The 25,293-nt window shown below is 71.2% G+C and carries 24 protein-coding genes and 1 other RNA gene; 6 read left to right on the top strand and 19 right to left on the bottom strand.

Annotation, left to right across the window (positions count from 1 at the left end; translation table 11 throughout):
- Window positions 1-3: 3 nt before the first annotated feature.
- From AB0M30_RS03435 to AB0M30_RS03395, 9 genes are all read right to left on the bottom strand, one after another.
- Window positions 4-1,116: an oligopeptide/dipeptide ABC transporter ATP-binding protein gene (locus AB0M30_RS03435; protein WP_364579262.1), complete on the bottom strand. Its 1,113-nt coding sequence runs from the start codon at window positions 1,114-1,116 to the stop codon at window positions 4-6.
- Window positions 1,113-2,108, bottom strand: coding sequence for an ABC transporter ATP-binding protein (locus tag AB0M30_RS03430; protein ID WP_364579258.1), 996 nt, complete (start codon window positions 2,106-2,108; stop codon window positions 1,113-1,115). The genes AB0M30_RS03435 and AB0M30_RS03430 overlap by 4 nt, the downstream gene beginning before the upstream one ends.
- A 7-nt stretch (window positions 2,109-2,115) precedes the next feature.
- A complete protein-coding gene (locus AB0M30_RS03425) occupies window positions 2,116-3,045 on the bottom strand; it encodes an ABC transporter permease (protein WP_103343539.1) in 930 nt (309 codons plus the stop codon).
- On the bottom strand, window positions 3,042-4,043 hold the full coding sequence (locus AB0M30_RS03420) for an ABC transporter permease (protein WP_103343538.1): 1,002 nt from the start codon (window positions 4,041-4,043) through the stop codon (window positions 3,042-3,044). The genes AB0M30_RS03425 and AB0M30_RS03420 overlap by 4 nt, the downstream gene beginning before the upstream one ends.
- Window positions 4,044-4,129: 86 nt before the next feature.
- Window positions 4,130-5,809, bottom strand: a complete 1,680-nt coding sequence (locus AB0M30_RS03415) for an ABC transporter substrate-binding protein (protein ID WP_360164650.1) — start codon at window positions 5,807-5,809, stop codon at window positions 4,130-4,132.
- Between the two features lie 329 nt (window positions 5,810-6,138).
- A complete protein-coding gene (locus AB0M30_RS03410) occupies window positions 6,139-6,675 on the bottom strand; it encodes a uridine kinase (protein ID WP_364579254.1) in 537 nt (178 codons plus the stop codon).
- A gap of 4 nt (window positions 6,676-6,679) precedes the next feature.
- A complete protein-coding gene (locus AB0M30_RS03405; protein ID WP_103343535.1) occupies window positions 6,680-7,114 on the bottom strand; it encodes a DUF2304 domain-containing protein in 435 nt (144 codons plus the stop codon).
- A 13-nt stretch (window positions 7,115-7,127) separates the two neighbouring features.
- A complete protein-coding gene (locus AB0M30_RS03400; protein WP_103343534.1) occupies window positions 7,128-7,886 on the bottom strand; it encodes a glycosyltransferase family 2 protein in 759 nt (252 codons plus the stop codon).
- A 12-nt stretch (window positions 7,887-7,898) separates the two neighbouring features.
- Window positions 7,899-9,869 carry a DUF6541 family protein gene (locus AB0M30_RS03395; protein WP_364579251.1) on the bottom strand — a complete coding sequence of 657 codons (1,971 nt, stop codon included), beginning with the start codon at window positions 9,867-9,869 and terminating at the stop codon, window positions 7,899-7,901.
- 19 nt (window positions 9,870-9,888) lie between these two features.
- Here AB0M30_RS03395 and AB0M30_RS03390 point away from each other — a divergent pair, with 19 nt between their 5' ends.
- Complete coding sequence (locus AB0M30_RS03390) at window positions 9,889-12,099, top strand: DUF6541 family protein (RefSeq protein ID WP_364579249.1); 2,211 nt, start codon at window positions 9,889-9,891, stop codon at window positions 12,097-12,099.
- Between the two features lie 7 nt (window positions 12,100-12,106).
- Here the strand turns inward: AB0M30_RS03390 and AB0M30_RS03385 are convergent, their stop codons facing one another.
- Both AB0M30_RS03385 and AB0M30_RS03380 read right to left on the bottom strand, forming a co-directional pair.
- Window positions 12,107-13,396 (bottom strand): hypothetical protein, encoded by a 1,290-nt coding sequence (locus tag AB0M30_RS03385; RefSeq protein ID WP_364579247.1) that lies wholly within the window; start codon window positions 13,394-13,396, stop codon window positions 12,107-12,109.
- On the bottom strand, window positions 13,393-14,412 hold the full coding sequence (locus tag AB0M30_RS03380; protein WP_364579244.1) for a glycosyltransferase family 2 protein: 1,020 nt from the start codon (window positions 14,410-14,412) through the stop codon (window positions 13,393-13,395). The genes AB0M30_RS03385 and AB0M30_RS03380 overlap by 4 nt, the downstream gene beginning before the upstream one ends.
- A gap of 71 nt (window positions 14,413-14,483) precedes the next feature.
- On the opposite strand from AB0M30_RS03380, the gene AB0M30_RS03375 reads away from it, so the two are divergent.
- Together AB0M30_RS03375 and AB0M30_RS03370 are read left to right on the top strand one after the other, a co-directional pair.
- Window positions 14,484-15,593, top strand: coding sequence for a UDP-N-acetylglucosamine 2-epimerase (locus tag AB0M30_RS03375; RefSeq protein WP_360164664.1), 1,110 nt, complete (start codon window positions 14,484-14,486; stop codon window positions 15,591-15,593).
- A 56-nt stretch (window positions 15,594-15,649) separates the two neighbouring features.
- Window positions 15,650-16,207, top strand: coding sequence for a glucosaminidase domain-containing protein (locus tag AB0M30_RS03370; RefSeq protein WP_364579242.1), 558 nt, complete (start codon window positions 15,650-15,652; stop codon window positions 16,205-16,207).
- Here AB0M30_RS03370 and recR read toward each other — a convergent pair.
- The gene (gene recR / locus AB0M30_RS03365) at window positions 16,204-16,800 is read right to left on the bottom strand and encodes a recombination mediator RecR (protein WP_103343528.1); all 597 of its coding nucleotides are present in this window, start codon (window positions 16,798-16,800) and stop codon (window positions 16,204-16,206) included. The two genes, AB0M30_RS03370 and recR, sit on opposite strands and share 4 nt — an antisense overlap.
- A gap of 5 nt (window positions 16,801-16,805) precedes the next feature.
- The gene (locus tag AB0M30_RS03360; RefSeq protein ID WP_013230627.1) at window positions 16,806-17,165 is read right to left on the bottom strand and encodes a YbaB/EbfC family nucleoid-associated protein; all 360 of its coding nucleotides are present in this window, start codon (window positions 17,163-17,165) and stop codon (window positions 16,806-16,808) included.
- A gap of 78 nt (window positions 17,166-17,243) precedes the next feature.
- Between AB0M30_RS03360 and AB0M30_RS03355 the strand changes: the two genes are divergently transcribed.
- On the top strand, window positions 17,244-18,104 hold the full coding sequence (locus tag AB0M30_RS03355; RefSeq protein WP_364579239.1) for an N-acetylmuramoyl-L-alanine amidase: 861 nt from the start codon (window positions 17,244-17,246) through the stop codon (window positions 18,102-18,104).
- Here the strand turns inward: AB0M30_RS03355 and AB0M30_RS03350 are convergent.
- Complete coding sequence (locus AB0M30_RS03350; protein WP_364579236.1) at window positions 18,089-18,442, bottom strand: helix-turn-helix domain-containing protein; 354 nt, start codon at window positions 18,440-18,442, stop codon at window positions 18,089-18,091. The two genes, AB0M30_RS03355 and AB0M30_RS03350, sit on opposite strands and share 16 nt — an antisense overlap.
- A gap of 49 nt (window positions 18,443-18,491) precedes the next feature.
- Here AB0M30_RS03350 and AB0M30_RS03345 point away from each other — a divergent pair, with 49 nt between their 5' ends.
- Window positions 18,492-18,923, top strand: coding sequence for a TIGR03618 family F420-dependent PPOX class oxidoreductase (locus tag AB0M30_RS03345; RefSeq protein ID WP_364579234.1), 432 nt, complete (start codon window positions 18,492-18,494; stop codon window positions 18,921-18,923).
- A gap of 190 nt (window positions 18,924-19,113) precedes the next feature.
- Here the strand turns inward: AB0M30_RS03345 and AB0M30_RS03340 are convergent, their stop codons facing one another.
- Both AB0M30_RS03340 and AB0M30_RS03335 read right to left on the bottom strand, forming a co-directional pair.
- Window positions 19,114-21,327, bottom strand: coding sequence for a DNA polymerase III subunit gamma and tau (locus AB0M30_RS03340; protein WP_364579231.1), 2,214 nt, complete (start codon window positions 21,325-21,327; stop codon window positions 19,114-19,116).
- A gap of 43 nt (window positions 21,328-21,370) precedes the next feature.
- Window positions 21,371-22,936 carry an ALF repeat-containing protein gene (locus AB0M30_RS03335; RefSeq protein ID WP_364579228.1) on the bottom strand — a complete coding sequence of 522 codons (1,566 nt, stop codon included), beginning with the start codon at window positions 22,934-22,936 and terminating at the stop codon, window positions 21,371-21,373.
- Window positions 22,937-22,991: 55 nt separating this feature from the next.
- Between AB0M30_RS03335 and AB0M30_RS03330 the strand changes: the two genes are divergently transcribed.
- A complete protein-coding gene (locus AB0M30_RS03330) occupies window positions 22,992-23,867 on the top strand; it encodes a fused MFS/spermidine synthase (RefSeq protein WP_364579227.1) in 876 nt (291 codons plus the stop codon).
- A 379-nt stretch (window positions 23,868-24,246) separates the two neighbouring features.
- On the opposite strand, the gene ffs is transcribed toward AB0M30_RS03330, so the two are convergent.
- The 3 genes from ffs to AB0M30_RS03315 form a co-directional block, all read right to left on the bottom strand.
- Window positions 24,247-24,341, bottom strand: an RNA gene (ffs, locus tag AB0M30_RS03325) — signal recognition particle sRNA small type.
- Window positions 24,342-24,362: 21 nt separating this feature from the next.
- Window positions 24,363-24,962, bottom strand: coding sequence for an ATP/GTP-binding protein (locus AB0M30_RS03320; RefSeq protein WP_103343523.1), 600 nt, complete (start codon window positions 24,960-24,962; stop codon window positions 24,363-24,365).
- Window positions 24,940-25,293: a DUF742 domain-containing protein gene (locus AB0M30_RS03315; RefSeq protein WP_020642116.1), complete on the bottom strand. Its 354-nt coding sequence runs from the start codon at window positions 25,291-25,293 to the stop codon at window positions 24,940-24,942. Before AB0M30_RS03315 ends, AB0M30_RS03320 begins: the two co-directional genes overlap by 23 nt.

The following is a 25,293-nucleotide window of genomic DNA, read 5'->3' as shown; positions in this document are numbered from 1 at the left end:
GCATCAGAGGATCTCGGCGGCGGTGCCGATGTCCGGCGGGCCCAGGTCGGGGTTGAGCGCCCCGGTCAGTTCCACCAGCTCCGGCTCCACCTCGTGCGGCTGGATGCGCCCGTCGCGGATGTCCTCCGCGTAGTGGCACGCCACCCGGTGCCCGCCGCCGATCTCCCGCAGCTGCGGGCGGTCGGTGTCGCACAGGCTCGCCTGCTTCCACGGGCAGCGCGTGTGGAAGCGGCAGCCCGACGGCGGGTTCGCCGGCGAGGGCAGGTCACCGGCGAGCAGGATCTGCTCGCGGGTGTCCTCGACCTGCGGGTCCGGCACCGGGATGGCCGACAGCAGCGCCCGCGTGTACGGGTGCAGCGGGTCCCGGTACAGCGAGTCCGCGTCGGTCTCTTCCACCAGCGCGCCCAGGTACATCACGCCGATGCGGTCGGAGATGTGCCGCACCACCGCGAGGTCGTGCGCGATCACGACGTAGGTCAGGCCGAGCTGCTGCTGCAGGTCCTCCAGCAGGTTCACCACCTGGGCCTGCACCGAAACGTCCAATGCGGACACCGGCTCGTCGGCGACGATCAGGTCCGGCTCCACGGCCAGCGCCCGCGCGATGCCGATGCGCTGGCGCTGCCCGCCCGAGAACTCGTGCGGGTACTTCCGCAACGACGTCTCCGGCAGGCCGACCGCGGACAGCAGCTGACGCAGCCGCCGCTGGGTCTTTTCCTTGTCCTTGTCGAGGCCGTGCGCGTGCATGCCCTCGACCAGGATCGACTCGACCGACTGCCGCGGGTCCAAACTGGACATCGGATCCTGGAAGATCATCTGCATCCGGCGCCGGGCCTTCCGCAGTTCCTCTCCCTTGAGCTGCGCGACGTCGGTGCCGTCGAACACCACGTGCCCGGAAGTGGGCTCGTTGAGCCGCAGGATCGCCCGGCCCAAAGTGGACTTCCCACAGCCGGATTCGCCCACCAGGCCGTAGGTTTCGCCTCGCCGGATGGCCAGGTCGACGCCGTCGACCGCGAACACGTGCCCGACCGTCCGGTCGAACACCACGCCGCTCTTGATCGGGAAGTGCACCTTGAGGTCGGTGACCTCGAGCAGCACGTCACCAGCAGGACGGGTCATCGGGCTCCTCCTCCCGCCGCGACCGCGGGCCGCACGGGGTTGTGACAGCGCAGCAGTCCGGCCCGGTCCGGCACCAGCTGCGGCTGGGCCTCGCGGCAGACCGGCAGCGCGTTCGGACAGCGCGGCGCGAAGGCGCACCCGTGGTCCCACGGGATGTTGTCGGAAACCGAACCCCGGATGGGGATCAGCTTCTCGCCGCGGCCCGCGTCCAGGCGCGGGATCGACGCCAGCAGGCCGTGCGTGTACGGGTGGCGCGGCTCGGCGAACAGCTGGTGCCGCTGGGCCCGCTCGACGATCTTGCCGCCGTAGAGCACGTTGACCTCGTCGCACAGCCCGGCGACGACGCCGAGGTCGTGGGTGATCATGATCAGCGCGGTGCCGGTGTCCTGCACCAGTTCCCGCAGCAGCGCCAGGATCTGCGCCTGGATGGTGACGTCCAGCGCGGTCGTCGGCTCGTCGGCGATGAGAAGCCGCGGCCGGCACGCCAGCGCGATCGCGATCAGCGCACGCTGCCGCATCCCGCCGGAAAGCTGGTGCGGGTACTCGGAAAGCCGCCGGGACGGATCCGGGATGCCCACCTTGTCCAGCAGGTCCACCGCTTCGACGGACGCCGCCTTGCGCGACATCCCGCGGTGGCGCTCCAGCACCTCGGTGATCTGCAGCCCGATCGGGATGACCGGGTTCAGCGAGGACAGCGGGTCCTGGAACACCATGCCGAGGTCGCGGCCGCGGCGGTCGCGCATTTCCCGGTCGGACAGCTTGAGCAGGTCGGCGCCCTCGAAGCGCACCGAGCCGCTGACCTTGTTGCCACGCTTGGCGAGCAACCGCATGATCGCCAGGGACGTCACGGACTTGCCGCAGCCGGACTCGCCGACCAGGCCGACCGTCTGGCCCGGTTCGACGTCGAAGCTCACGCCGTCCACCGCGGTGAACGACTTTTCGCCACGGCGGACGAAGTCGACCTTGAGATCACGGACTTCAAGGAGTGCCATCAGTGCTTCACCGCCTGTTCTTCGGGTCGAGGGCTTCGCGGAGGGACTCGCCGAGCAGCGTGAACCCGAGCGCCACCACGATGATCGCGATGGCCGGGTAGTACGCGAGCTCCGGCCGGACGTCGAGGAACTGCCGGGCCCCGCGGCTCAGCATGATGCCCCACTCCGCCCGGTTCGGGTCCGGGTCGCCCAGGCCGAGGAACGACAGCGCCGCGGCCTCGAGGATGGCGGTGGCCAGGGTCAGCGTCGCCTGCACGATGACCGGGCCCAGCGAGTTCGGCAGCATGTGCCGGAACACGATGGACGTCCGCTTCACGCCCAGCGACGTCGCGGCGAGCACGTGGTCGCTGCCGCGTTGCACCAGCATGGAACCGCGCAGCAGCCGCGCGAAGATCGGCACGCCGATCATCGACACGGCCAGGATCACCGTCCACTGGCTGGGCTTCTGGAACAGCGCCGCCACCGAAATCGCCAGCAGCAGCGAAGGCACCGACAGCATGACGTCGACCAGTCGCATGAGGACGGTGTCGACCCAGCCGCCGAACGCGCCGGCCAGGCCGCCGATGATGACGCCGATCAGCACGCCGATCACCGTCGCCAGCACGCCGACCAGCAGCGTCTGCTGGGCGCCGACGAGCAGCCGCGAGAGGTAGTCGCGGCCGAAGTCGTCCACGCCGAGCGGGAACCCGGGCTGGGCGCCCGGGATGATGCCCTGGCCGAGGGAGACCTTGTCCTGCAGGTAGCGGACGTAGGGGTCCTTCGGCGCGATCAGCGGCGCGAAGATCGCCAGCAGGAGGAACAGCGCGGTGATCACGCCGCCGGTGATGGCCACCGGGCTGCGCAGCATCCGCCGCACCGCTTCGCCGCCCAGGCTGTGCCCGGACGCCGACGCGAGCTTGTCGATCGGTTCCTTCTTCTTGTTCAGCAGAGTGTTCATCGCACACGCACCCTCGGGTCGATGATCCCGTACGAGACGTCGACCAGTGTGTTCACCAGCACGTACACCAGGGCGCCGAAGAGCAGCAGCGCCTGCAGCCGGGGGTAGTCACGCCGTTCGATCCCTTCGGCCAGCAGGAACCCGAGGCCGCGGAAGTTGAACACCCGTTCGGTCAGCACCGCGCCGCCGAGCAGCGCGCCGGTCTGCAGGCCGATGGTGGTGACCACCGGGAGCAGGCCGTTGCGCAGCACGTGCCGCCGCCGGACGACCGGCTGCGTGAGGCCCTTCGAGTTGGCCGTGCGGATGAAGTCCTCGTTGAGCACTTCGAGCACCGACGCGCGGGTGATCCGGGTGATCACCGCGAGCGGGATGGTGGCGAGCGCGAACGCCGGGAGGATCAGGTGCCTGATCGCGTCCCAGACCGCGTCCCACTCGCTGGTCATGATGCCGTCGAGGATGGCGAAGTTGGTGATGGCGGTGGCGTCCAGGCCGGCTGCCTGCCTTCCCTGCGACGGCAGGCCCAGCGGCCCGGCGAGCAGGTCTTGCATCATGTAGCCGAGGAAGAAGACCGGGACCGCGACACCGATCAGGGTCAGCACGATGATCACGTTGTCGGCGGCGCCACCGCGGTAGCGGGCCGAAATGTAGCCCGCCGGGATGCCGATGACCACCGCGACGATCATCGCGGAGATGCCCAGCTCGATGGTGGCCGGCAGGAAGGTGCCGATCTCCGACATCACCGGCTGGGTGGAGACCAGCGAGGCACCGAAGTCACCGGTGATCGCGCGGCCGAGGAACCTGAAGTACTGGAAGATGACCGGCTGGTCGAGCCCCAGCACGTGGTTGAGGTTGGCGATCTTCTCCGGCGTTGCCTTGTCGCCGAGGAGGGCGGCCGCGGGCCCTCCGGGCAGCGACCGTAGCCAGGCGAAGACCAGGATGGACAGGATGAGGAGCGTCGGGATCGCTTGTAGCAGCCGACGCACGAGGAAACGGAGCACTTGCAGTCCTTAGGTGGCAGCCCGCTGAGTACGGAACATGGGGTGGGCGCGGTAGCACCCACCCCATGCCTCGCAAAGTGGAACCGTCAGTTGACAGTCACGGTGTTGAACCGCTCGTCGGTCAGCGGGCTGGCGACCAGACCCTTGACCTTCGGGCCGACCACGATGGCGGGCGGTCCGTAGGAGATCGGGATGGCCGGCAGGTAGTCCATGATCTGCTTGTTGACTTCCTGGTACGCCTTGGCGTGCGCGTCGCCGGCGGGCGAAGCGTCCGCGGCGGCGAGCGCCTGGAACAGCTGCGGGTTGTCGAACCCGAACTCCGGCTTCTTGCGGCCGAAGAAGGTGCCGACGAAGTTCCCGGCGTCGTTGTAGTCACCGGTCCAGCCGAGCAGGTGGAGGTCCTGCTTGCCGAACTTCTGCACGTCGTCCTTGTAGCCACCGTTCCACGGCTTGGCCACCGGTTCGATCTTGACGCCGATCGCCTTCAGGTCTTCCGACATCGAGGTGAAGACGTCCGCCGGGTTCGGCATGTACGGACGGGTGACCTCGGTCGGGTAGTAGAACTTCAGCGTCAGGTTCGTCGCGCCGGCCTGCTGGAGCAGCTGCTTGGCCTTCTCCGGGTTGTACGCGTACTTGGTGACCTCGTCGGTGTAGCCGGAGATCGTCTTGGGCACGAACTCGGTGGCCACCTCGGCGCCCTCGGGCAGCTTGCTCTTCACGAACTGCTCGCGGTTGATGCCGTAGGCCAGCGCCTGGCGGACGCGGACGTCCTTCAGCTTGTCGCCGGCCGGACCCGACTGGTTGATGCCCATGTAGAGCACGTTGAACGGCGGGCGGACCAGCACCTGCTCGCCCTCGTTGCGCAGCAGGCCGTAGTCGGCGGGCGCCGGGTAGTCGTAGCCCTGGATGTCGCCGGCCTTGAGCGCCTGCTTGCGGGCGTTCTCGTCCGGGATCACCTTGAAGATCAGCTTGTCGAGCTTGGCCGTCTGGGTCGGGCTGGTGTCGTTCTTGGACAGGATGATCTCACCCTTGCCCTGGTCCCAGCTGTCGAACTTGAACGGGCCGGTGCCGACCGGGTGCTTGTTCGCGTATTCGCTGTAGGTGAACGAGTCGCCGGACTGGGTGACCTCGTCGGACTTGTACTGCTTGAGCGCGGTCGGGCTCTGCATCGCGAACGACGGCAGGGTGAAGGCCGCCGGGAACGCGCCCTTCGCCTTGTTCAGGTTCACGACCGCGGTCGCCGGGTCCTTGGCTTCGCAGCTCTTGTAGACCGGGTCGCTGTAGTCGTCGCTCTCGTTCTTGGCGAACCCGCCGAAGACGTCGGCGTAGTAGATCATCTGGCTCTGGGCGGCGGCGCCCTTCATGTTGTACCAGCGGTCGAAGTTGAAGCAGACCGCGGTCGCGTCGAAGGCGGTGCCGTCGGAGAACTTCACACCCTGCTTGAGGGAGAAGGTCCAGGTCTTGCCGTCGTTGCTGGGCTCCCACTTCTCGGCCAGCGAGGCTTCGAGGTCGGCGGTGCCCGGCTTGTTCTGGATCAGCGTGTCGAAGATCTGGCGCGTGATCCGGAAGGTTTCGCCCTCGTCGTTGAAGATGGGGTCGAACAACTTCGGGTTACCGGCCGCACCGAAGATCATCGTGCCCCCGGAACCACCCCCTGCGCCCTCGTCACGCTTGGACTCCGCACAGGCGGACAGCGAAACCGCGAGCGCGCCGGCGAGCCCGATCAGGGCCACGCGGCGTGTTCGGGTCAGCCGCAATTGCTGCATCTGGCACCCCTTGGGAGATGTTTCGGGTTTCAAAGTCACCGTCCGGTCGGTCAGGAACTCGACGGACGATCGGTGTGCTCGCCGACACTAGCGGGAACTCGGCCCGCACTTAAGCACGTGAGGTTACGATCGCGCTACGTGGACACCGATTTGACCGCAATGTGTCCGTAAATCACGACAGAATGTGACCATTTGCGGCCCATGGCTGCCCTGGGTGCCTGATCCATGACTCAGATGGCGGTACCGGCATTACTCCACTCGTGTATCCGGCTACGGACAGCTTGATCGATTCGGAGTCCCCCGGACACGCTGGGTGACCCCGCCTTCCCCTACGGAAGTCGCGTTCCGGCGGCGCCGGCGGTGCCGTCCACGGCGAACCAGCCGCGCTCGAAGCGTTGCCACCGCGCCAATTCGGCCCGTGCGGCCTCACCGTCCCGGGCGACGGTTCTGGCCAGCCGTTCGGCTTCGGAGCCGCCGGAGAGCCAGCAGAGGTGGGAAAGCAGGGGTCTTACCGAAGTGCGGCCGCTCGAAACCCCCTCCAGCACCAGGACGTCCGGCACGGCCACCCGGACGAGTTCACCCGGCCGGGGTGCCCCAGTGGACCAGTCCATTGCCCGGTACGCCCCCGCCACGCCGCCGGCCAGGGGCCGCAGGACGCCGCCGGCGAGCCGGGGCCACCACGAGACCGGGTCGTCCCACGTCGCGAAGGCGTCGGTGCTCACCAAGGCCGTGCGGCACCCGCGGGCGGTCAGCTCGGCGACGACGTGGGCAGCCAGTGTGGACTTGCCGGCGCCCGACGGGCCGTCGATGGCCAGCACACGCACCCGGCCCAGCCGCGCGGGGGCGGCGAGCAGGGCTTCGATCACCGCGTCACTTGCTGACGCGCTCGACCTCCGGGAGCCCTTTGACGTCGTCGGGTGCCGCCGTCTTCGCCTCCAGCTCGGCGATCCGGCTCGCCAGCTCGCGCCGGGTGTCTTCGAGCTCGCAGCGCAGCAGCGCGATCTCCTCGACCGAGGTGCGCACCTCTTCCTCGAGGTGCCCGGTCTCGGTGGACAGGTGCAGCGACACGAGCGCCAGCACCACGCCGGCGAGGAGGAAGACGAAGTTCGACGGCGTTTCCACCCCGGTCAGCCCGGCGAGGAACTTCGCGGCCGCCGGAATCACGGCCAGCACCACGACGCCGATGGCGACGACCAGCCACACGCCCGCGTACTTCTCCCGAAGCTTGCGCCGCCGCATCATCTCGAGGACGACGAACAGCACGACGCAGGCGACGACGATGCTGAGGACGCGCCAACCTTCCATCTCGCAAGCTCCCTTATGCCGAGTCGGACGAGTCGACCGCCGGGCGGCGGCGTACCAGCGCCAGCAGCAGTGCGAGCCCGGCCCGGCTCAGGTAGACGGCCGACTTCACGGGCGAGTGACTGGGCGTGCCGCCCGCGCGCTCCCGCATGACGACCGGAATTTCCTTGATGGTCAGCTTCGCCCGGATCGCCATGACCAGGGACTCCACCGTGTCGCCGAGGTACTCGGCCGGGTAGTAGCCGGCGAACAGCCGGATCGCGCGCGGCCCCATCGCCTTGAAGCCGGACGTGACGTCGGTGAGCCGCGTCTTCGCCAGCCGCGAGAACACGATGGACAGCGCGACCATGGCGTACTTGCGCGGCCCGCTGGCCTTGTACGCGCCCTTTCCGGCGAACCGGGAGCCGATCACGATGTCCGCGTCGTCCAGGCCGCGCAGCAGCGCGTCGAGCTCGTCCGGGTCGTGCTGGCCGTCGGCGTCCACCTGGACGACGACGTCGTACCCGCGGGCGGCGGCGTAGCGGAACCCGGTGCGCATCGCGCCGCCGACCCCGAGGTTCACGGCGAGCCGGGCCACCTCGGCGCCCGCGGCGCGGGCCAGCTTGGCGGTGTCGTCCACCGAGCCGTCGTCGACGACCAGCACGTCACCGCCCGGGAGGGCCCGCTTCACCTGCTCGATGACCGACGCGACGCTCGCCGACTCGTTGAGGGCGGGCATCACGATGAGCACGCGGCGGCTGGTCACCGGGTTCGCCGAGGTCACAGACACGGGCATCACTTTAACGCTTCACCGCCCGTCGCCGGCCGCGGACCCGGGTGCGGCGCCCGCCGTGACGACGTCCTGCTGCCCCGCGATCTCGTAGATCGAGGCACCGGGGTTGCGGTAGACCAGCTTGAACCCCGGAGCGGTGTCCAGGTTCAGCAGGCCGGGATCGTTCGGCCCGTCGGGAACGGCGTTGCCCTGGCCGACGAAGGCGTAGCGGACCTTGAGCTCCCGCAGGATCTTCCGGGCCCGGGGGTCGGCTTCCAGCCGGTTCGCGTGCGCGCTGACGTAGCCGATGTCGCTGGCCGGCGGCGCGCCGTAGTAGTTCCACTGGGTCGGCTTCACCCCCTGCAGCGCGTACATCCAGACCGACCCGTCGAGGCGGTCGTTCAGGACGCGCTCGCCGGGGACGGTGTGCCCGGCCAGCCAGGCGAACGCCGTCTCCTCGTCCGCGCTCACCGAGGGGAAGCCTCGGTAGCCGATGTTCACGTGGACGGAGTTGATGTAGACGTACCCGCGGCTGAACCCGCCGATCACCGCCGCCAGCAGCACCACGCCGGCCAGCACGGGCGCCGCCGGGTGCAGCTTCGGCAGCCGGGGCCGGACCTTCGCCGCGAACCACGCCGTCGCGGTGTGGACGAACTCGCCGAAGCCCACCGCGCCGATCAGCGGCAGCAGGGCGGCGATCCGGTAGTTGTCGTTGTAGAACGGCCCGGTCAGCAGGTGGACCAGGCCGTTCTCCATGGACACCGTCGCCGCGTACAAGCCGCCGAGGACGACGTACGCGGCGACCAGCCAGACCACCCGCCGGTGCCGGGCCAGCAGGACCACGCCGGCGACGGCGGGCACGCCGATCCACCACTGCGGGAAGTCCGCCATCGGCGAGAACGTGACCGTCTGCCCGACCGCGCCGGTCACGGTGGCCGCGTTCCCCCAGATCGCGGACGTCACGCCGCCGGCGTTGTAGAGCGAGGGCAGCACCTGGGGCAGCCCGAGCAGGACGGCGAGCAGCGCCGCCGCCACCAGCGACGGCCAGGCCCGCCGCCAGTCGATCGGCTCGAACCGGAAGAGCACCGCGGCCAGGATCAGGACGCAGTAGACGACGAGGACGAACACGACGCTGGTGTGCAGCGCCGCCAGGCCCCCGACGCCGACGCCCACGGCCAGCGGCCCGGTGGCACCGCCCGGCTCGAGCAGCAGGCGGACCACCGCGAGCATGGCCGGGACCAGGGCGACGCCGGCGGCGTACGGCCAGACTGGGCCGTGCCAGAACAGGTCGTAGGGGAACGAGGTGAAGCAGGCGGAAGCGACGGCGGCCGCGGCGGCCGTCACCGGGGGCAGCCGCCACGCGCGGCACATCGCGGCCACGCCGAGCGGCACCGCGAAGGTGACGGCGATGGACGCGAAGTTCAGCAGCGGCATCACGGTCAGCCCGCCCTTGCCGAAGAGCAGGGCGAGCAGCGCGTGGTAGGTGTCCGGGTAGAAGTAGTGCGTCTCGTCCGGCAGGTTCGCGATGGTGCTGACGGTCGACGGGCGCGCGTCGCCGCGCTCGGCGATCCAGCGGACGAGGTTCGCGTGGAACGCGGCGTCCCAGTCCTGGTTTACCGTGCCGGGTGCCGGAATGCCGCGCAGCACGGTGAGCGCGCCGACCGCCATCCCGGCGGCGACGCCGAGCGCCATCAAGGCGTGGGCGCGCCACGACCACCGCGGGCGCTCGGGCGGGGCCGCCTCGGCGTCCGGCCGGCGCCGCCGGGTGAACCGGGCCACGGCCCAGGTGACCGCGAAGCCGGCGGCCGAAACCACGAGCGTCCACAGTGTCACGGAGAGCGCTGTCCACCGGATGCCCGTGGCGCCGAGCAGCGGGATGGCGAGGGCCACGACGCCGAAGGTGAGGACCGGTGCCGCCGCGCCCAGCGTCCAGCCGCGCAGGCCGATCGCCGCGCCGAAAACGGCGCCGGGCAGCCAGAATGCGGCCAGAACGAGCAGAAACCCCATTGTCCCATCCCATTTCGCCGTGAGCCGTCCCGCCACCGCGGTGAACGGCGTCTCCGACGGCGGCGGCCACGCTACCGTGCACGTCAGCTCGCTGGTCACCCGCATCCTGGGCACACCGCCGCCCCCCATAGACTCCCGGGCGTTGACGGCTTTGTTGATCGGAGAAGGCATGCTGTCCGAAGCTGTCCGGCTGGCCGTGGGAATCCTGGTGGTATTGCTCCCCGGATTCTCGATTCTCCTGGTCGCCGGCGTACGCGAACGGTTGTGGCTGGCGGGCCTCTCGGCGCCGCTGACCACCGGGTTCGTCCTGCTGGTGTCCCTGTTCACCGGCGTCACCGGACTCCGCTTCGGTCTGCTGACCGCGGTCGTCGCGCTCGTGGTCGTGCTGCTCGTGCTCGGCGGCGTGCGGTGGCTGGTCCGCCGCCGTCGCCCGGCCGCGGATCCGGCCGGGCCCGCCGAAGACCCGCGGCTGCGCACGCTGACCGGCCGGGCCGGGACGGCCGCCCAGGTGCTGGGCGCGCTCATCGCCGTCGCCGGGGTCGGTCTCGGCGTCCGCATGTGGCACAAGGGCCTCGGGTCGTGGCGGACGCCGACCCAGGAGCACGACACCGTCACGCACGCCGTGCTGACCGCCTTCACGCACTTCACCGGCAAGGCCGCGCCGTGGCAGATCCTGCCGATCGACGTCGTGCACGACACCAACGTCCAGTTCTACCCGCCGGGCTTCACCGACATCTGCGCGCTGCTCACCGACATCTTCGGGGACACGATGCTGTCCCTGAACCTGACGACCGTCGTGTTCATGGTGGTCGTGCTGCCGCTGTCGGTGGCCGCCTTCACCGCGGCGGTGCTCCGGCACGGCCGGCTCGGCCGCGGCTGGGTCGAGCTCGCCGCCGGGGTGGCCGCGCTGGTCTCCGTGCAGCTGTACCGCCCCGGCATCGCCTTCGCCCACGACGGCGGGGTTCTGCCGAACGCGGCCGCGATGACGCTCATGCCCGGCCTCGTCGCGGTGATGCTGGTGATCGGCAAGCGCCACTGGGGCCGTGCGGTGCTGGTCGGCGTCGCCGCCGCCGGCGCGTTCAACCTGCACCCGAGCGCGCTGACCTCGGTGGCGCTGACGACGGTCGCGGCCATGGTCGGCCTGCTGTTCACCAAGGCGGGCCGGCTCGCCTTCGTCCGCGCGCTGCTGCCGCTGGTGCTGACGGGCGTGGTCGCCGTCGTCCTCATCGTCCCGGACGTGCTGGCGCTGCTGCGGCTCGGCGGCGGCACGGTGGTCGACGCGCCGGCCAACATCCCCGGCTCGCCGCTGCGCGAGTCGGCCGAGCTGGTCGCCCGGCTGCCTTACGGCGGCTACTTCGACCCGGGCGGCACGATGGGCCAGCTGGTGCTCGGCCTGCTGGGCCTGGCCGGCGTCATCGCCACGCTGCTGTCCCGGCGGGCGTGGCCGCTGCTGACGGCCTGGCTGTTCTGGGCCGCGGTGATGGTGAGCTTCCACTACTCGCCCAACTCGGGGTTCGGCGCGACCATCGGCCGCTACTACTACCGGGTCGCCAACCGCCTCGACACCCACGTCTACCTGCTGATCCCGCCGCTGGCGGGGGTCCTGTTCGTGGCGCTCGGGCTGTTCGTCGTCGCGGTGCGGGCCCGCAACCCGATCCCGGCGCGGCTCCGGCCGGCGGTGGCGTTCGGGCTGATCGTGGTGCTGCTCGGCGCGCTGACGGTGACGTCGTTCCGCGGCTACATGAACACCGGGGCGCTGTCGCTCAGCCAGCGCTACGCGGCCCCGCAGTTCGTCCGCTACAACGCGGCCGACGACGCGGCCGCGAAGTGGCTGCACGAGAACGCGGCCCCGGGCGAGACGATCCTCAACAACGCGAACGACGGCTCGACGCTGCTGTACGTCGACTACGACCTGCCGATCCTCAACATCGTCCCGGACGGCCACAGCCCGATCGAGGACAACATCACGCTGCTGGCGAAGTTCAACGACTTCCCGGCCGACCCGCAGGTCCAGAACATCCTGAGGGCGAAGAACGTCCGCTGGGTGTACGTGGATTCCTCGGCCCCGACGGTCGGCACGGACGGCCACCACTGGACGGGCCAGCTGACGTTCAGCCTGGCACCGGGGCTGAGCGGGCTGACCGGCCTGCCGGGCCTGACGAAGGCGTTCAGCTCGGGCACGGTCAGCGTGTACCGGCTGGACCTGCCGCAGACCCCGCCCCGGGGCTAGCGGGGCTTCAGGGGGTTGCCGGGCCGGCGTCAACCGGCTCGGGCGCCCGCCGCAGGACGAAGGCGAGCACCACCGCCAGCCCCAGCGTCGGCGCCACCGCCAGCGCGACCACCGCGCGGAACACCGTGTCACCCGGCACGAACAGCAACACCAGAGACGCCGTGCCAGTCACCACAGCCCACGTGACCAGCACGAGCCGAGCCTGGGTGCGAGCGATCAGCACCGCCGTGAGCAGCTGCATCGGCACCAGCAGCACCGACGACCACACCAGCCCCGCGACCGACCAGCCGTCGATGTCGTACTTCGGGCCGCTGACGAACCGGACCGCCCACGGCCCGATCCACATGCCGACCAGGGCACCGACCGCGGCGAGCACCAGCGCGGCGCCAGCGCCGAGAGCCAGCACGCGGCGCAGCTTGTGGCGGCCTTCCTCGGTGACCGAGAGCCGGACGACGAACGGCACCGCCAGCGACTGCACCGGCCCGATCAGGGTCAGCGGCAGCCGGGCGATGACCAGCGCCGCGAACAGCGAGCCGACGCGGTCGCGGTCTCCGCCGGGCGCGAGCAGGCCGACCAGCGCGGGGTAGCCCGTGATGACCGCGGCCGTGAGGGCGGCACCGACCAGGAGCATGCCCATCCGGCGGGACGTGACGCCCCAGCCGTCGCCCTCGACCCGGAAGTCGAGCAGCTGCCGGGCCGGGCGGGCGAACAGCAGCCAGGCGAACGAGCCGGCCGCGACCGCGATCGCCAGCGAGACGACGTTGTAGGCGACCGAGACGAACAGGACACCCAGGATCAGCGCCCGGATCGCCGGTTCGGCCACCACGAGCAGGGAAAAGGCCTTCACCTTGTGCTGCCCGATGAGCAGCCCGCGCGTGCCGAACTGGCAGGCGAACGCGACCCCGCCGCACAGCACGATCAGCGCCAGCGACCAGTCGCCGCGGAAGAGCTTCTCGTTGACCGGCGGGATCAGCAGGGCGAGCGAGAACGCGGCCGCGACGACCACGCCGATCGCGACCGCCCGCAGCGCCGGGCGGCCGGCCTTGCCGCCGGCGAGCGCGGCGACCGCCGACTGGCGCGAAAGCTCCTGCTCGAGCGGCGACAGCGTGCTGCCGAGGCCCATGACCAGGCCCCAGAAGGTGACGAAAACCGCGTACTCCGGCGGGGGCAGCAGGCGCTGGCAGGCGACCGTGAGCAGGTAGCCGAGGCCGATGGAGACGATCAGCGAGCCGCCGAGGCTGCCCGCGGTCGTGCGTCCGCTGCGCGCGGTGGCCGGTGTGTCCACTTCGGTGCTCATCGACGGCGGAGCCGGGCGCGCCCGGCCATGGCGAGTCCACGCAGGACACCGGCGCCGAAGCCGCCGGCGAACACCGGCAGCAGCGTGCTGACCGCACGGGCCTCGGGGCCGGTCGCGCCGCACTTCTTGACGATCTCGCCCGCCGCGACCGCGCCGAGGACACCGGCGGCCAGCGTCGTCTTCGGCTTCTTCGCGGCGAAGACCAGGCCGACGGCACCGGCCGCGAGCGCGCCGAACAGGGCGTTGCGGGCCGGGCCGGGCGAAGCGATGTAGGAGTCCACGTAGGTCGTGCCGCGGAAGTAGGCCTGCTGCGTGAACTTCTTGAACGAGTCGCGCCCGTGGTAGGTCGCCGACAGCTCCGGGGCCAGCCAGATCCGCTCGTGCTCGGCGATCCAGCGCAGCATGCGGGTGTCGTCGCTGGCGAAGCGGAGGTCGTCGAACAGCGACGCGAACGCCGTCACCGAGCCTTCGAGGAGGCCGCGGCGGGCGCAGAAGAACGTCGTCCCCTTCGGGTAGACGTCGAACTCCTCGATGCCGTACGACATCAGGCGCGGGTTCGCGCAGTACTTGCGCCAGGGCACCTTGACCAGGCCGGCCATGAACCCGGCGTACGGGTTGTGCTCGGACGCGACGTTGATGTGGCCGTTCCAGACCGCGCGCTCGGGGTGTTCGACGAGCTGGTCGCGCAGGAACGTCAGGGTGTGCTCGTCGACGATGACGCGGCTGTCGAGCAGCGCGATCCACTCGCCGGAGGACTTGGCGATGCCCGCCCGCCGGGCCTCGAAGCGCCCGGAGTTGGGCTGGCTCAGCACGGTGATGCCGTGGCGTTCGCGCAGGTCGTCGAGCCGGGACGGCGTGGCGTCCGTGCTGCCGTCGTCGACCACGACGACCTCGATCGGCCAGCTCGCGGCGGACGCCGAAGCGAGCAGCGCGCCGACACTGCGTTCGATCCAGTCCTGCTCGTTGTAGACCGGGATCACGACGCTGAGCGAGGGGAGGAGCGGGTTCGCACTCACCGTGCCGAGGCTACCCGGCGGCCCCCGTGACAGGTCGGCCAGTATCCTTACGCCACCGCACCCGACCAGAAATGGGCTTCACGGTGATTTCCTTCATTCTCGGCACCACCGCGGAACTGATCAAGATCGCCCCGGTCTACCACGGGATCCGCGAGCGCGGGATGCGGCCGAAGATCTGGTTCACGGCCCAGCACGTCGACGAGGTCGCAGACGTTCTCGCGGACCTGAACATGCCGCAGCCGGACGTCTGGCTGGTGCCGGAGGACAAGGCCCACAACCTCGAGTCGCCGGCGCAGGTCCCGGGCTGGGCCGCGCAGGTGCTGCGCACCGCGTGGAGCCGCCGCCACGAACTGCGCGCCGCGCTGACCGAGGACGGCCGCCCGCCGCTGGTGCTGGTGCACGGCGACACGTTCACCACGCCGTACGGCTCGCTGATCGGCAAGCGGATCCTGAAGTCCCGCGTCGGGCACGTCGAGGCGGGCGCGCGCTCGGGCAGCATCCTCTCGCCGCTGCCGGAGGAGCTGAACCGCAAGATCGCGGCGAAGATCGTCGACATCCACTTCGCGCCGAGCATCCGCGAGGTCAACAACCTCCGCAACGCCCGCGGCGTGGTCGTGGACACCGAGGCCAACACGGCGATCGACGCGATGCGCCTGGCGATCAACCAGCCGCTGGACGTGCCGGACCTGCCGGAGAAGTTCGGCCTGGCCACGCTGCACCGCTTCGAGCTGGTCTCGCGCCCGGACAAGTACCGCGAGGCGCTGGAGATCCTGCGCGAGCAGAGCCGCAAGATGCCGATCCTGTACATGGCCGGCGCGCCGGAGCGCGAGAAGATCCGCTCGCTGGGCATCGGGAACATCTTCGACGACCAGTTCATCGTCCAGCCGAAGATGCGCTACCTGAAGTTCCTGCCGCTGGTGGCGCGCGCCGAGTACGTCGTCACCGATTCGGGTGGTCTTTCGGCGGAGTGCTACTACCTCGGCCTGCCGTGCGCGGTGCACCGCGAGCGCACGGAGACGCCGCAGCACCTCGGCGAGACGGTGGTGCTGACGGAAATGCGCGGCGACAAGCTGCAGAACTTCCTCGACACGTACCAGAACCGCCGCGGTGAGTCCTGGATGGACAAGTACCACCCGTCCGAGATCGTCGTGGACACCCTGGCGCAGCTCGGCTACTGCTGAGGTCTCGTTGGGGTGACCCCGGGTTTCTCCGGGGGTGAGCCGGGCAAAGTGTCGCCATGATCCACATCGGACTGGCGGCCGCGCTGGTGGTGGTCCCGCCCATCGACCAGAGCGCGGTTCGTGACGCCGCGCTGACGGCGGGCTTCCAGGAGGCGTACGTCGGCGCGGCGGGCCCGATCGCGCGAGCGATCCACGCGGCGTACGACATCCCGGCGTCGGTCGCGCTGGCGCAGGCGATCCTGGAGTCGAACTGGGGGCGCAGCAAGCTGTCCACGGCGGAGCTGAACCACTTCGGCTTCAAGTGCGTGACGCCGTCGAGCCCGGGGCCGATCGCCCGGCGGTGCGCGCGCTACCCGACGACGGAGTGCATTCCGGCGCCGTGCCACCCGGTGGACGCGTATTTCCGCTCGTACGCCTCGATCGACGACTCATTCCGCGACTACGGCCGGCTGCTGACGACGTCGTCGAACTACGCGGCGGCGCTGCCGGTGCGCACGGACCCGGATGCGTTCATCCGGGCGGTGGCGAAGAAGTACGCCACCGACCCGGAGTACGCGAACAAGGTGATCAGGCTGATGAACCTGTACGACCTGCGCCGCTTCGACGCCCCTTAGAGCACCCGGCGACCGGAGAGCGCGCGACCCAGGGTCAGCTCGTCGGCGAACTCCAGGTCACCGCCCATCGGGAGCCCCGACGCCAGCCGCGTCACGCTCAGGCCCGGGAAGTCGCGCAACATGCGGACCAAGTAAGTCGCCGTCGCCTCGCCCTCCGTGTTGGGGTCCGTCGCGATGATGATCTCGCTGATGTCGGCCTCGCCGATGCGCTTGAGGAGCTCGCGCATCCGCAGCTGCTCCGGGCCGATGCCCGACAGCGGGTCGAGCGCGCCGCCCAGGACGTGGTAGCGGCCCTTGAACTCGCGGGTGCGCTCGACCGCCAGGACGTCCTTCGGCTCCTCGACCACGCAGATGACCGTGAGGTCGCGGCGCTCGTCGCGGCAGATGCGGCACTTCTGCTGCTCGGAGACGTTGCCGCACACCTCGCAGAACTGCACGCCCTCCTTGACCTTGCCGAGGACGTCCTGCAGCCGCGAGATGTCCGCCGGGTCCGCGGCCAGCAGGTGGAACGCGATCCGCTGGGCGCTCTTCGGCCCGACCCCGGGCAGGCGCCCGAGCTCGTCGATCAGGTCCTGGACGACACCTTCGTACAAGTTCGTCAGCCGCCGAAGCCGAGGCTGCCGAGGTCCGGCATGCCGCCACCGCCGCCGAGGCCACCGGCCAGCGGGCCGAGCTTCTGCTCGGTGAGCTTCTGCGCGCTCGCCGACGCGTCGCGGACCGCCGCCACGATCAGGTCGGACAGCGTCTCGACGTCGTCCGGGTCGACCACCTTCGGGTCGATCTGGAGGCTCTTCAGCTGGCTGTCACCGGACACGGTCGCCGTGACCAGTCCGCCCCCGGCGGTGCCGGTGACCTCGGTGTTGGCCAGCTCTTCCTGGGCTTCGACGAGCTTCTGCTGCATCTGCTGCGCCTGCTGCATCAGCTGGGAAAGGTCGAAGCCGCCGCCGGGTTGGGCCATGATCGCACTCGGTCCTCTCTGCACGCCTGTGTCCCCACCAGGGTAGTCGCGCCACGCGAAGTGCCGGGCTGTGGCACCGTGGTCGCCGTGCGACGCGCGACTGCTCCCCTCCTGCTGGCCGGTGCCCTCCTGCTCACCGGCTGCTCCGACGACGCTCCAGCGGCGCCCGCGCCCCCTCCGGCGCCCGTGGTCACGTCGACGACCGCGTCGCCCACGCCGTCGTCTCCATCGCCCTCGCCGACGCCGACGCCGTCTTCGTCTCCATCGGCCACGCCGCCGCCGGTGGCGGCCGGGAAGGTCGTCGTGCTGGACCCCGGGCACAACGGCGGCAACGGCGCCCACCCGGCGGAGATCAACCGCCCGGTGCCGGCCGGGCGCGGGCAGACCAAGCCGTGCAACACCACCGGCACCGCGACCAACGCGGGCTACCCCGAGCACGCGTTCACCTTCGACGTCGCCCAGCGGGTCGGGAAAGCGCTGGCGGACAAGGGGATCAAGGTCGTCTACACGCGACCGGACGACACCGGTGTCGGCCCCTGCGTCGACCGTCGCGCGGCGATCGGCAACGAGGCCGGCGCGGACGCGGTCGTCTCCATCCACGCCGACGGCTCGGAGGCCGCGGGGGCGAACGGCTTCCACGTCGCGTATTCATCACCCCCGCTGAACGCCGCGCAGGGAGCACCTTCGACGCGGCTGGCGCAGGCGCTGCGCGACACGATGCGCACGAGCGGCTTCAGCGCGGCGAACTACATCGGCACGAACGGCCTGTCGGCCCGCGCGGACCTGGGCGGCCTCAACCTTTCCACCCGGCCGGCGGCCCTGGTGGAGTGCGGCAACATGCGCAACGCCACGGAGGCGGCCCGGATGACGAGTGCGGACGGCCGGCAGCAGTTCGCGTCGGCCATCGCGGCGGCGATCGAGGCCTACCTGGCCTCCTGAGCCTCGAGGACGGCCTCGCCGTGCAGCGTCGCCCACTTCGTGAGCACGCCGATCGGCTCGACGAGCGTCCGGCCGAGCTCGGTCAGGCAGTACTCGACGCGCGGCGGCGCTTCGGCGTACGCGCGGCGGTCCACCAGGCCGTAGCCCTGGAGCTTGCGCAGCGTCTGGGTGAGGACCTTGCGGGAGATGCCGCCGATGAGGCCGGCCAGCTCGCCGTGCCGCCGCGGGCCGCGGCTGAGCGCGAACACGACGACGACCGCCCACTTGTCGGCGATCATCTCGATCGCCAGCCGGGCCGGGCAGTCGGCGAGGAAGACGTCACCCGAGAAGTCACCCATGGGAACAAAGGTACCGAGCGGTACCCGTCGGCTTCCTAGTCTCGGAACCATGGAACTTCCCGAAAGCAGCCACCGCCTGTTCGAACGGCCGTTCAACGCCGTGCTGACAACCGTCAACCCCGACGGCTCGCCGCAGACCTCGATGGTCTGGGCCAGCCGGGAGGGCGACGAGATCGTGATGGGCATGGAGGGCCGCCGGCCCAAGGTGCGCAACATCCGCAACGACCCGCGCGTCACCGTGCTGATCGAGGACCACGACGAGCGCGACGCGCGGGGGCTGCCGCAGTACCTGCTGGTCCGGGGCACCGCCCGGGTGACCGGGCCGGACATCGCCGACGAGTTCACGGCGCTGATGGACCGGCAGGCCCGCCGGTACCTCGGCGCCGAGAAGTACGAACTGGGCAACCAGGGCTCACCGACGGCCGTGATCGTCCGCATCACGGCCGACCGGGTCACGGGCATCGGCCCCTGGGCCTCCTGACCCACCGTGTCGTCCCGCGTACCCCGAACGTCGGCCCGCGTACCCGCAGGGTCGGCTGGCGTACCTGGAGGGTCGGCCGGTCAGCCGACCGGCTGGGTACGCAAACCGACCCACTGGGTACGCAAACCGACCCACTGGGTACGCAAACCGACCCACTGGGTACGCGAGCCGACCCTCTGGGGGCGTTCGTTCAGTCGAGGGGGCGGGCGCCTAGGTGCTCGGAGAGGAGCTTGCGGGCCAGCTCGTCCGGGTCCTTGTCCGGCGGGGGTGGGGGCGGTGGCGGGGCCGGGCTGGCGTCCTCGTTGTAGAGGTCCTCGTCGTCCTCGTCGGAGGGTTCCGGGGGCAGCGGGATGTCCGGCTCGCTCGTCGTGACCTTGGGCCGCGCCGGGGGCGGCGGCGGGGTCGCGGGGCGGGCCGCGGGTTCGGCGGGCGGCGCGGCCGTCGCCGACTGGCGGGTGAACGACCGCTCCGGTGCCGGTGCCGCCTGCTGCGGCCGGGCGGCGGCCGCGGCCGGGGCGTTGCCGTGGACGCAGCGGACCTGCCAGTCGCCGCCCAGGACCTCGGTCAGGGCGCCGGCGATCTTGCGGGCGTTGTCCTGGTCGGACAGGCGGCGGGCCAGCGGTTCGGACTTGTGGGTGAGCGTCAAGGCGTTGCCCTCGACGCTCGCCACCGTGGCCTGCGTCAGCATCGCCTCGATGCTGCGGCCGCCGGTGAACTTGCGCAACGCGGTCATCAGCTGCGGCCAGATGCTCCGGATCCCGGCGGCGTCCATCCCGCCCGAGGTCGTGGGTGCGGCGGCCGCGGGTTCCGGCGCCGGGGCGGCCGCGCGCGCGCCGTCATCGGAAGACACGGAGGCACTCGCCGGAGCGGGCGTGCCGCCGCCGGGGGTGCGCACCGCGCCCCAGCCGCCCTGCTGGGTCTCGGCCGCCGAAGCTGCCGGAGCAGCCGCAGCAGCCGGTGCCGCCGCGGCGGGAGTGCGCGTGGCACCCGGACCACCGTCGCCCGGCTGGGCCGCAACCGGCGCATTCGCGGCACTCCCGCCTTCGCGGGGCTGCGCCGAAGCGGGCGGACGCACGGCACTTCCGCCGTCGGCGGCGTCGGCCGGGCGGCCGGGCGGCTTGACCGGCTCCGGCACCGGGGCCGGGCCCGCCGAGCCCGGGCGCTGCGAAGGCCTCGAAAACTCGCGTTCCGGAGCCGCCCGCACCGGGGGCTCCACGCCGCCCTCGGCCGGTGCGCCGCCGGCGGCCAGCGTCGCGCGGCGCTCCAAGCGCTCGAGCCGGGCCAGCAGGGCCTTCTCCGCATCGGTCACCGACGGCAGCAGCATCCGCGCGCACAGCAGCTCGAGCACGAGCCGGGGCGAGGTCGCGCCGCGCATCTCCAGAAGTCCATTGTGGACGATGTCGGCGTAGCGGGACAGGGTGCCGAGGCCGAGCCGCTCGGCCTGCGCGACCATCCGCGACAGCTCCTCCTCCGGCGCCGACACCAGCCCGCCCGCGGACTCCGGCACCGCGCGCAGCAGCACCAGGTCGCGCAGCCGGTCGAGCAGGTCGGTCGCGAACCGGCGCGGGTCGTGGCCGGCCTCGGTGAGCTTCTCGACCGTGCCGAACACCGTGGCCGCGTCCTCGGCCGAGAGCGCGTCGACCATGTCGTCGATCAGCGCGACGTCGGTGACGCCCAGCAGCGAGACCGCCCGCGAGTACGAAACGCCCTCCGGCCCGGCGCCGGCGAGCAGCTGGTCGAGCACCGACTGCGTGTCCCGCGCCGACCCGCCGCCCGCGCGGATGACCAGCGGGTACACCGCCGGCTCGACCTCGACGCCCTCGGCGGCGATGTTGCGCTCCAGGAGATTGCGCATCGAGCTCGGCGGGATCAGCCGGAACGGGTAGTGGTGCGTGCGCGAGCGGATGGTGGTCAGCACCTTGTCCGGCTCGGTGGTGGCGAAGATGAAGATGACGTGCTCGGGCGGCTCTTCCACGATCTTCAGCAGGGCGTTGAAGCCCTGCGTGGTGACCATGTGCGCCTCGTCGATGATGAACACGCGATAGCGCGCCTCGGCCGGCGCGTAGAACGCCTTGTCACGCAGCTCGCGGGCGTCGTCGACACCGCCGTGGCTGGCCGCGTCGAGCTCCGTGACGTCGACGCTGCCCGGGCCCTCGGGCGCGAGCGCCTTGCACGAGTTGCACTCGCCGCACGGGTCCGGCGTCGGGCCCTTGGCGCAGTTCAACGAGCGCGCCATGATGCGCGCGCTCGACGTCTTGCCGCAGCCGCGTGGACCGGAGAAGAGGTAGGCGTGGTTGATCCGCCCGGCGGACAGCGCCGTGCGGAGGGGTTCGGTCACATGCTCCTGCCCGACGACCTCGGCGAAGGTTGCCGGACGGTACTTGCGGTACAGCGCGAGAGCCACGCCGCGAGACTACCGGGCACCACCGACAACCTTCGCCGTGCGGTCAGGAGACCAGGGCCGCCGCTTCGGCGACCAGAGCGTTCACCTTGGTGACGTGCGCCGCGGTGAACGCGTCACGTGCCCGCGCCTTGGGCAGCTCGACGTCCAGGTAGTGCTGCGCGCCGGAGTCCGGCCCGTCGAGCACGCCCTGCGCGACCGCCTGCACCTCCGGGCCCTCGCCCAGGGTCCGGGTGACGTAGATGTCCAGGTCGATCAGGTGCGCCTTGTCCCGGCCGTGGGCCAGGAACTCGCGGATGTCGGCCACGGTCCCGTCCAACGCGTTCTGCGCCCACGACTTCGTCGCCGGGCCACCGGCCGCCATGATCTGGTTGACCTCGATGCGGTCGTCGGTGTCGCGGCCCGGGTAATCACCGTTGCGCAGCAGCGCGGCGACCCCGGCGTACGGGCCGGCGAGCGCGTCCCGAGCCGCCTGGCGCAGGCCCGGGCGGGCGTTCGGGTCCGCCGCGATCGCCGAGACGGCGGCGCGGTCGTCGGCCTCCTGCGCGACGGCGAGACCGCTGTGCACGAACGTGACGACGTCGTCGTCCGAGCCGCTCAGCGCGGCACGGGCGGCGTTCTTGACGGCGGCACCGCCGTTGCGCAGCAGGTAGACGGACGCCTTGCGGCCGTTCGGCACGGTCAGCGCCGGGTCGGCCGCGTCGGCGAGCAGCTTGTCGTTGTCCTTCTTCGCCTGCGCGGCGCGCGCCGCGGCCTCACTGGCCTGCTGCTGCGCGGCCGCCTCGGCGGCCGAGGCGGCCCGGCCGTCCTGCTGGTTCTGGGCTCGCTGCGCGGCGAGCCGGTTGGTGTTCGCCGTCCGCGCGTCCGCGGCGAGCTGTGCGGCCTTGTCCGCGGCGAGCTTCACGTCCTGGGGCCGGTTGCCGGCCGCGGCGGCCTTGGCCGCGTCGAGCTGCTCCTGGACCGCGGTGACTTCGCCGTCGTAGTTCGCGGCGACCTGCCGCCACAGCGACAGGAAGTACCGGACGTCCTCCGGCGTGCCGTCGAGCGCTGTCTGCGCGGCGGCCGTGAACTCGGGGCCGGCGTCGGCCAGGGCCTGGAGGGTCGCGATGCGGTCGTCGGTGTCCTTGGCCTGCTGCAGGCCGGTCTCCAGGAAGGCCCGCACGTCGGCGGGCGTGCCGTTGTCGAGCACCTCCGTGCCCCGCTCGTTGACGGTCGGGCCACCGGTGTCCATGGCCTGGCTGACGGCGATCCGGTCGTCGGCGCTGCGGGCCAGTGGCAGGCCGTTCGCCAGGTACTCGCGGATGTCGTCCTGGGTGCCGCTGAGCGCCCGCTGAGCGGTGCGCTTGGTGATCGGGCCGCCGGAGGTGAGCGCCTGGCTGACGAGGACGCGCTCGTCGTCGTTCTGCGCCTGCTGGCGGCCGGTGGCCAGGAAGGCCTGCAGGTCGGCGGGCGAGCCGAGCAACGCCGCTTCGGCGGCCCGCGCCACGCCCGGACCGCCGGTCTCCAGCAGCGAAACGGCCTGCGCCCGGTCGGGCAGCACATCCGCCGCCGCGGGCGTCGCGAAGACCCCGGCCGCGAGTGCCGCGGCAACGATTACTGCGTTTGCACGCAAGGTAAAACCCCCTCGATCGATGATCGTCCGTTCCCATATCGCCGGAGCGGTCGGAATGTTTCCGATAACCTCGGATCCCGTGAGCCGCACGCGAAAGCCCGAGCCGGTGCCCGGGCGGTACCCGGTGCGGTTCGGCACGGCGGAGCTGGTCCGCGACACCGCCCGCGGCAACGCCTGGCTGGTGTCGGTGGACGGCGTCGCGCAGTCGTACGTCGACCTCGACGACCCCGCCCACCTGGAGTTCGACTACGTCCGCCGGTTCGCGGACGTGGTGGACCGGCTGCCACCGGGCCCCCTGGACGCGCTCCACATCGGCGGGGCGGCGTGCACGCTCCCGCGGTACGTCGCGGCGAAGCGGCCGGGGTCCCGCCAGCTGGTGTTCGACGCCGACGGCGAGCTGGTGGAGCTGGTCCGCGCGCAGCTGGGGCTGCGGGTGCCGGGGTTGCGCGTCCGGGTGACGGACGGCCGCGAAGGCCTGGCGACGCGCCGCGAGGAGTCGGCGGACCTGGTGGTGGTCGACGCGTTCGAGAGGGCCACCCTGGCCGGCGGCCTGGCGACGCTGGAGGCGACCCGGGCGATCGCGGGCATCCTCCGCACCCAGGGCAGCTACCTGGCGAACATCACGGACGGCTCGGGTCTGCCGTTCGCCCGCCGCTTCCTGGCCACGCTGCTCGAGGTCTTCCCGGAGGTCCTGCTGCTGGCGGACCCGGGGGTGCTGCGCGGCCGCCGCTTCGGCAACTTGGTGCTGGCGGCCTCGGCAACCGAGCTCCCCACGGAGGAGCTGACCCGCCAAACGGCCTCGGCGGCCTTCCCGGCACGGTGCGTCTACGGCGCGGAGCTGCGGAAACTGGCGGGAAGAGCGGCCCCGATAACGGACGCGGACGCCCCACCGTCCCCCAAGCCCCCGGACGACGTCCTGGGCCTGTTCTGACCCAGCGCCCCAATGTGGCCTTCGGTGCGTCCAACGCACCCAATGTGGCCTTCGGTGCGTTCAACGCAACCAAGGCCACATTGGGGCGCTCGCGCCGCCCCACCACCCACGGAAGACCAGAGGACACGGCAGGCCCACGGGCCGCGGCAGCCCACCCAAGGCAGACCAGACGACACGGCAGGCCCACGGGCCGCGGCAGCCCACCCAAGGCAGACCGGACGACACGGCAGACCAGAGGACACGGCAGGCCCGCCGGGGGCGCGGCAGCGCTCCCAGGCCGAACCCGAGGCACCGTGGGGGTCCGGGGGCTCGGCCCCCGGGTGAAAGAACGAAGTGAAGGCCCGGCGAAGGGGCGAAGCCCCAGAGCCGGTAGCCGAAAAAAAGGGGACCCCGCGCACCCGTCAGAGCCTGCTTATCCTTGCTGCCTTCCGGCCCTGGGGAGGTTCACAGGGTGGACGCCGCGCGGGGTCCGTGGATCAGTGTAGCGAAGTCCGCTCAGGCCCCCGCACCTGCCTGGGCTCGGGCCCGCTTGAACGTGTTGTGCAGCACCGCCAGCAGCGCGTCTCGCACCGAAAGCTTCTGCCGGGCGTCGAAGGTGATCAGCGGGACGTCGTCGCTCACCGCGAGGGCCCAGCGGATGTCCTCGAGGTTGTGGCCGAGTGATCCGTCGAACATGTTCACCGCGACCACGAACGGCAGGCCCGCGTTCTCGAAGTAGTCGACCGCCGGGTAGCAGTCGTCCATGCGGCGGGTGTCGACGATGACCAGGGCGCCCAGTGCGCCGTGGACCAGGTCCTGCCACATGAAGCCGAAGCGGTCCTGGCCCGGCGTGCCGAACAGGTACAGCTTGACCTCTTCGTCGATCGTGATGCAGCCGAAGTCCAGGGCCACCGTGGTGGTGGTCTTGGCCGGGACGTGGCCGGTGCTGTCCACGGTCGCCGCCACGGAGGTGATCGCCGCCTCGGTGGTGAGGGGCTTGATCTCCGAGATGGACGACACCGCCGTCGTCTTGCCGACGCCGAAGCCGCCCGCGATGACGATCTTGACCGGGGCCGGCGGCCGGGTGCCCGGTTCAGTGAATGGCTTCGAGTCCACGAATGACCCTTTCGATCATGCCGAGGTCGTGCGAGTTGTGGTTGCCCGGCCGCCGGACGACGACGTAGCCCAGTTCGGCGAGGTCGGCCACCAGCACCCTGGCCACGCCGATGTGCAGGCCGAGCATGGCGGCCACCTCGGCGACCGACATCGTGTTCCGGCAGAGGGAAACGATTTCCTGGCGTTCGAACGTGAGCTTCGGGTGCGACGCCGCACCGAGGCGGGACGTCATGACCTGGGCCTCGATTTCGAGGCTCTGGTCGACCGGCTGGGCCCGTCCCGAGGTCATCAGGTACGGCCGCAGCAGCGAGATGTCCGGTTCTTCGGTCAT

It is taken from the genome of Amycolatopsis sp. NPDC051716 (genome assembly GCF_040681595.1).
In the GTDB taxonomy this organism is placed as follows: Bacteria; Actinomycetota; Actinomycetes; order Mycobacteriales; family Pseudonocardiaceae; genus Amycolatopsis.
Note: the sequence above shows the minus strand (reverse complement) of the source record. Positions and strands in the feature narration are given on the sequence as shown.

Coding starts and splice junctions, on each gene's coding strand:
- AB0M30_RS03435 (WP_364579262.1), bottom strand. CDS start 1,116: ATGACCCGTCCTGCTGGTGACGTGCTGCTCGAGGTCACCGACCTCAAG.
- AB0M30_RS03430 (WP_364579258.1), bottom strand. CDS start 2,108: ATGGCACTCCTTGAAGTCCGTGATCTCAAGGTCGACTTCGTCCGCCGT.
- AB0M30_RS03425 (WP_103343539.1), bottom strand. CDS start 3,045: ATGAACACTCTGCTGAACAAGAAGAAGGAACCGATCGACAAGCTCGCG.
- AB0M30_RS03415 (WP_360164650.1), bottom strand. CDS start 5,809: ATGCAGCAATTGCGGCTGACCCGAACACGCCGCGTGGCCCTGATCGGG.
- AB0M30_RS03405 (WP_103343535.1), bottom strand. CDS start 7,114: ATGGAAGGTTGGCGCGTCCTCAGCATCGTCGTCGCCTGCGTCGTGCTG.
- AB0M30_RS03400 (WP_103343534.1), bottom strand. CDS start 7,886: ATGCCCGTGTCTGTGACCTCGGCGAACCCGGTGACCAGCCGCCGCGTG.
- AB0M30_RS03395 (WP_364579251.1), bottom strand. CDS start 9,869: ATGGGGTTTCTGCTCGTTCTGGCCGCATTCTGGCTGCCCGGCGCCGTT.
- AB0M30_RS03385 (WP_364579247.1), bottom strand. CDS start 13,396: ATGAGCACCGAAGTGGACACACCGGCCACCGCGCGCAGCGGACGCACG.
- AB0M30_RS03375 (WP_360164664.1), top strand. CDS start 14,484: ATGGGCTTCACGGTGATTTCCTTCATTCTCGGCACCACCGCGGAACTG.
- AB0M30_RS03370 (WP_364579242.1), top strand. CDS start 15,650: ATGATCCACATCGGACTGGCGGCCGCGCTGGTGGTGGTCCCGCCCATC.
- AB0M30_RS03360 (WP_013230627.1), bottom strand. CDS start 17,165: ATGGCCCAACCCGGCGGCGGCTTCGACCTTTCCCAGCTGATGCAGCAG.
- AB0M30_RS03350 (WP_364579236.1), bottom strand. CDS start 18,442: ATGGGTGACTTCTCGGGTGACGTCTTCCTCGCCGACTGCCCGGCCCGG.
- AB0M30_RS03345 (WP_364579234.1), top strand. CDS start 18,492: ATGGAACTTCCCGAAAGCAGCCACCGCCTGTTCGAACGGCCGTTCAAC.
- AB0M30_RS03330 (WP_364579227.1), top strand. CDS start 22,992: ATGTTTCCGATAACCTCGGATCCCGTGAGCCGCACGCGAAAGCCCGAG.
- AB0M30_RS03315 (WP_020642116.1), bottom strand. CDS start 25,293: ATGACCGAAGAACCGGACATCTCGCTGCTGCGGCCGTACCTGATGACC.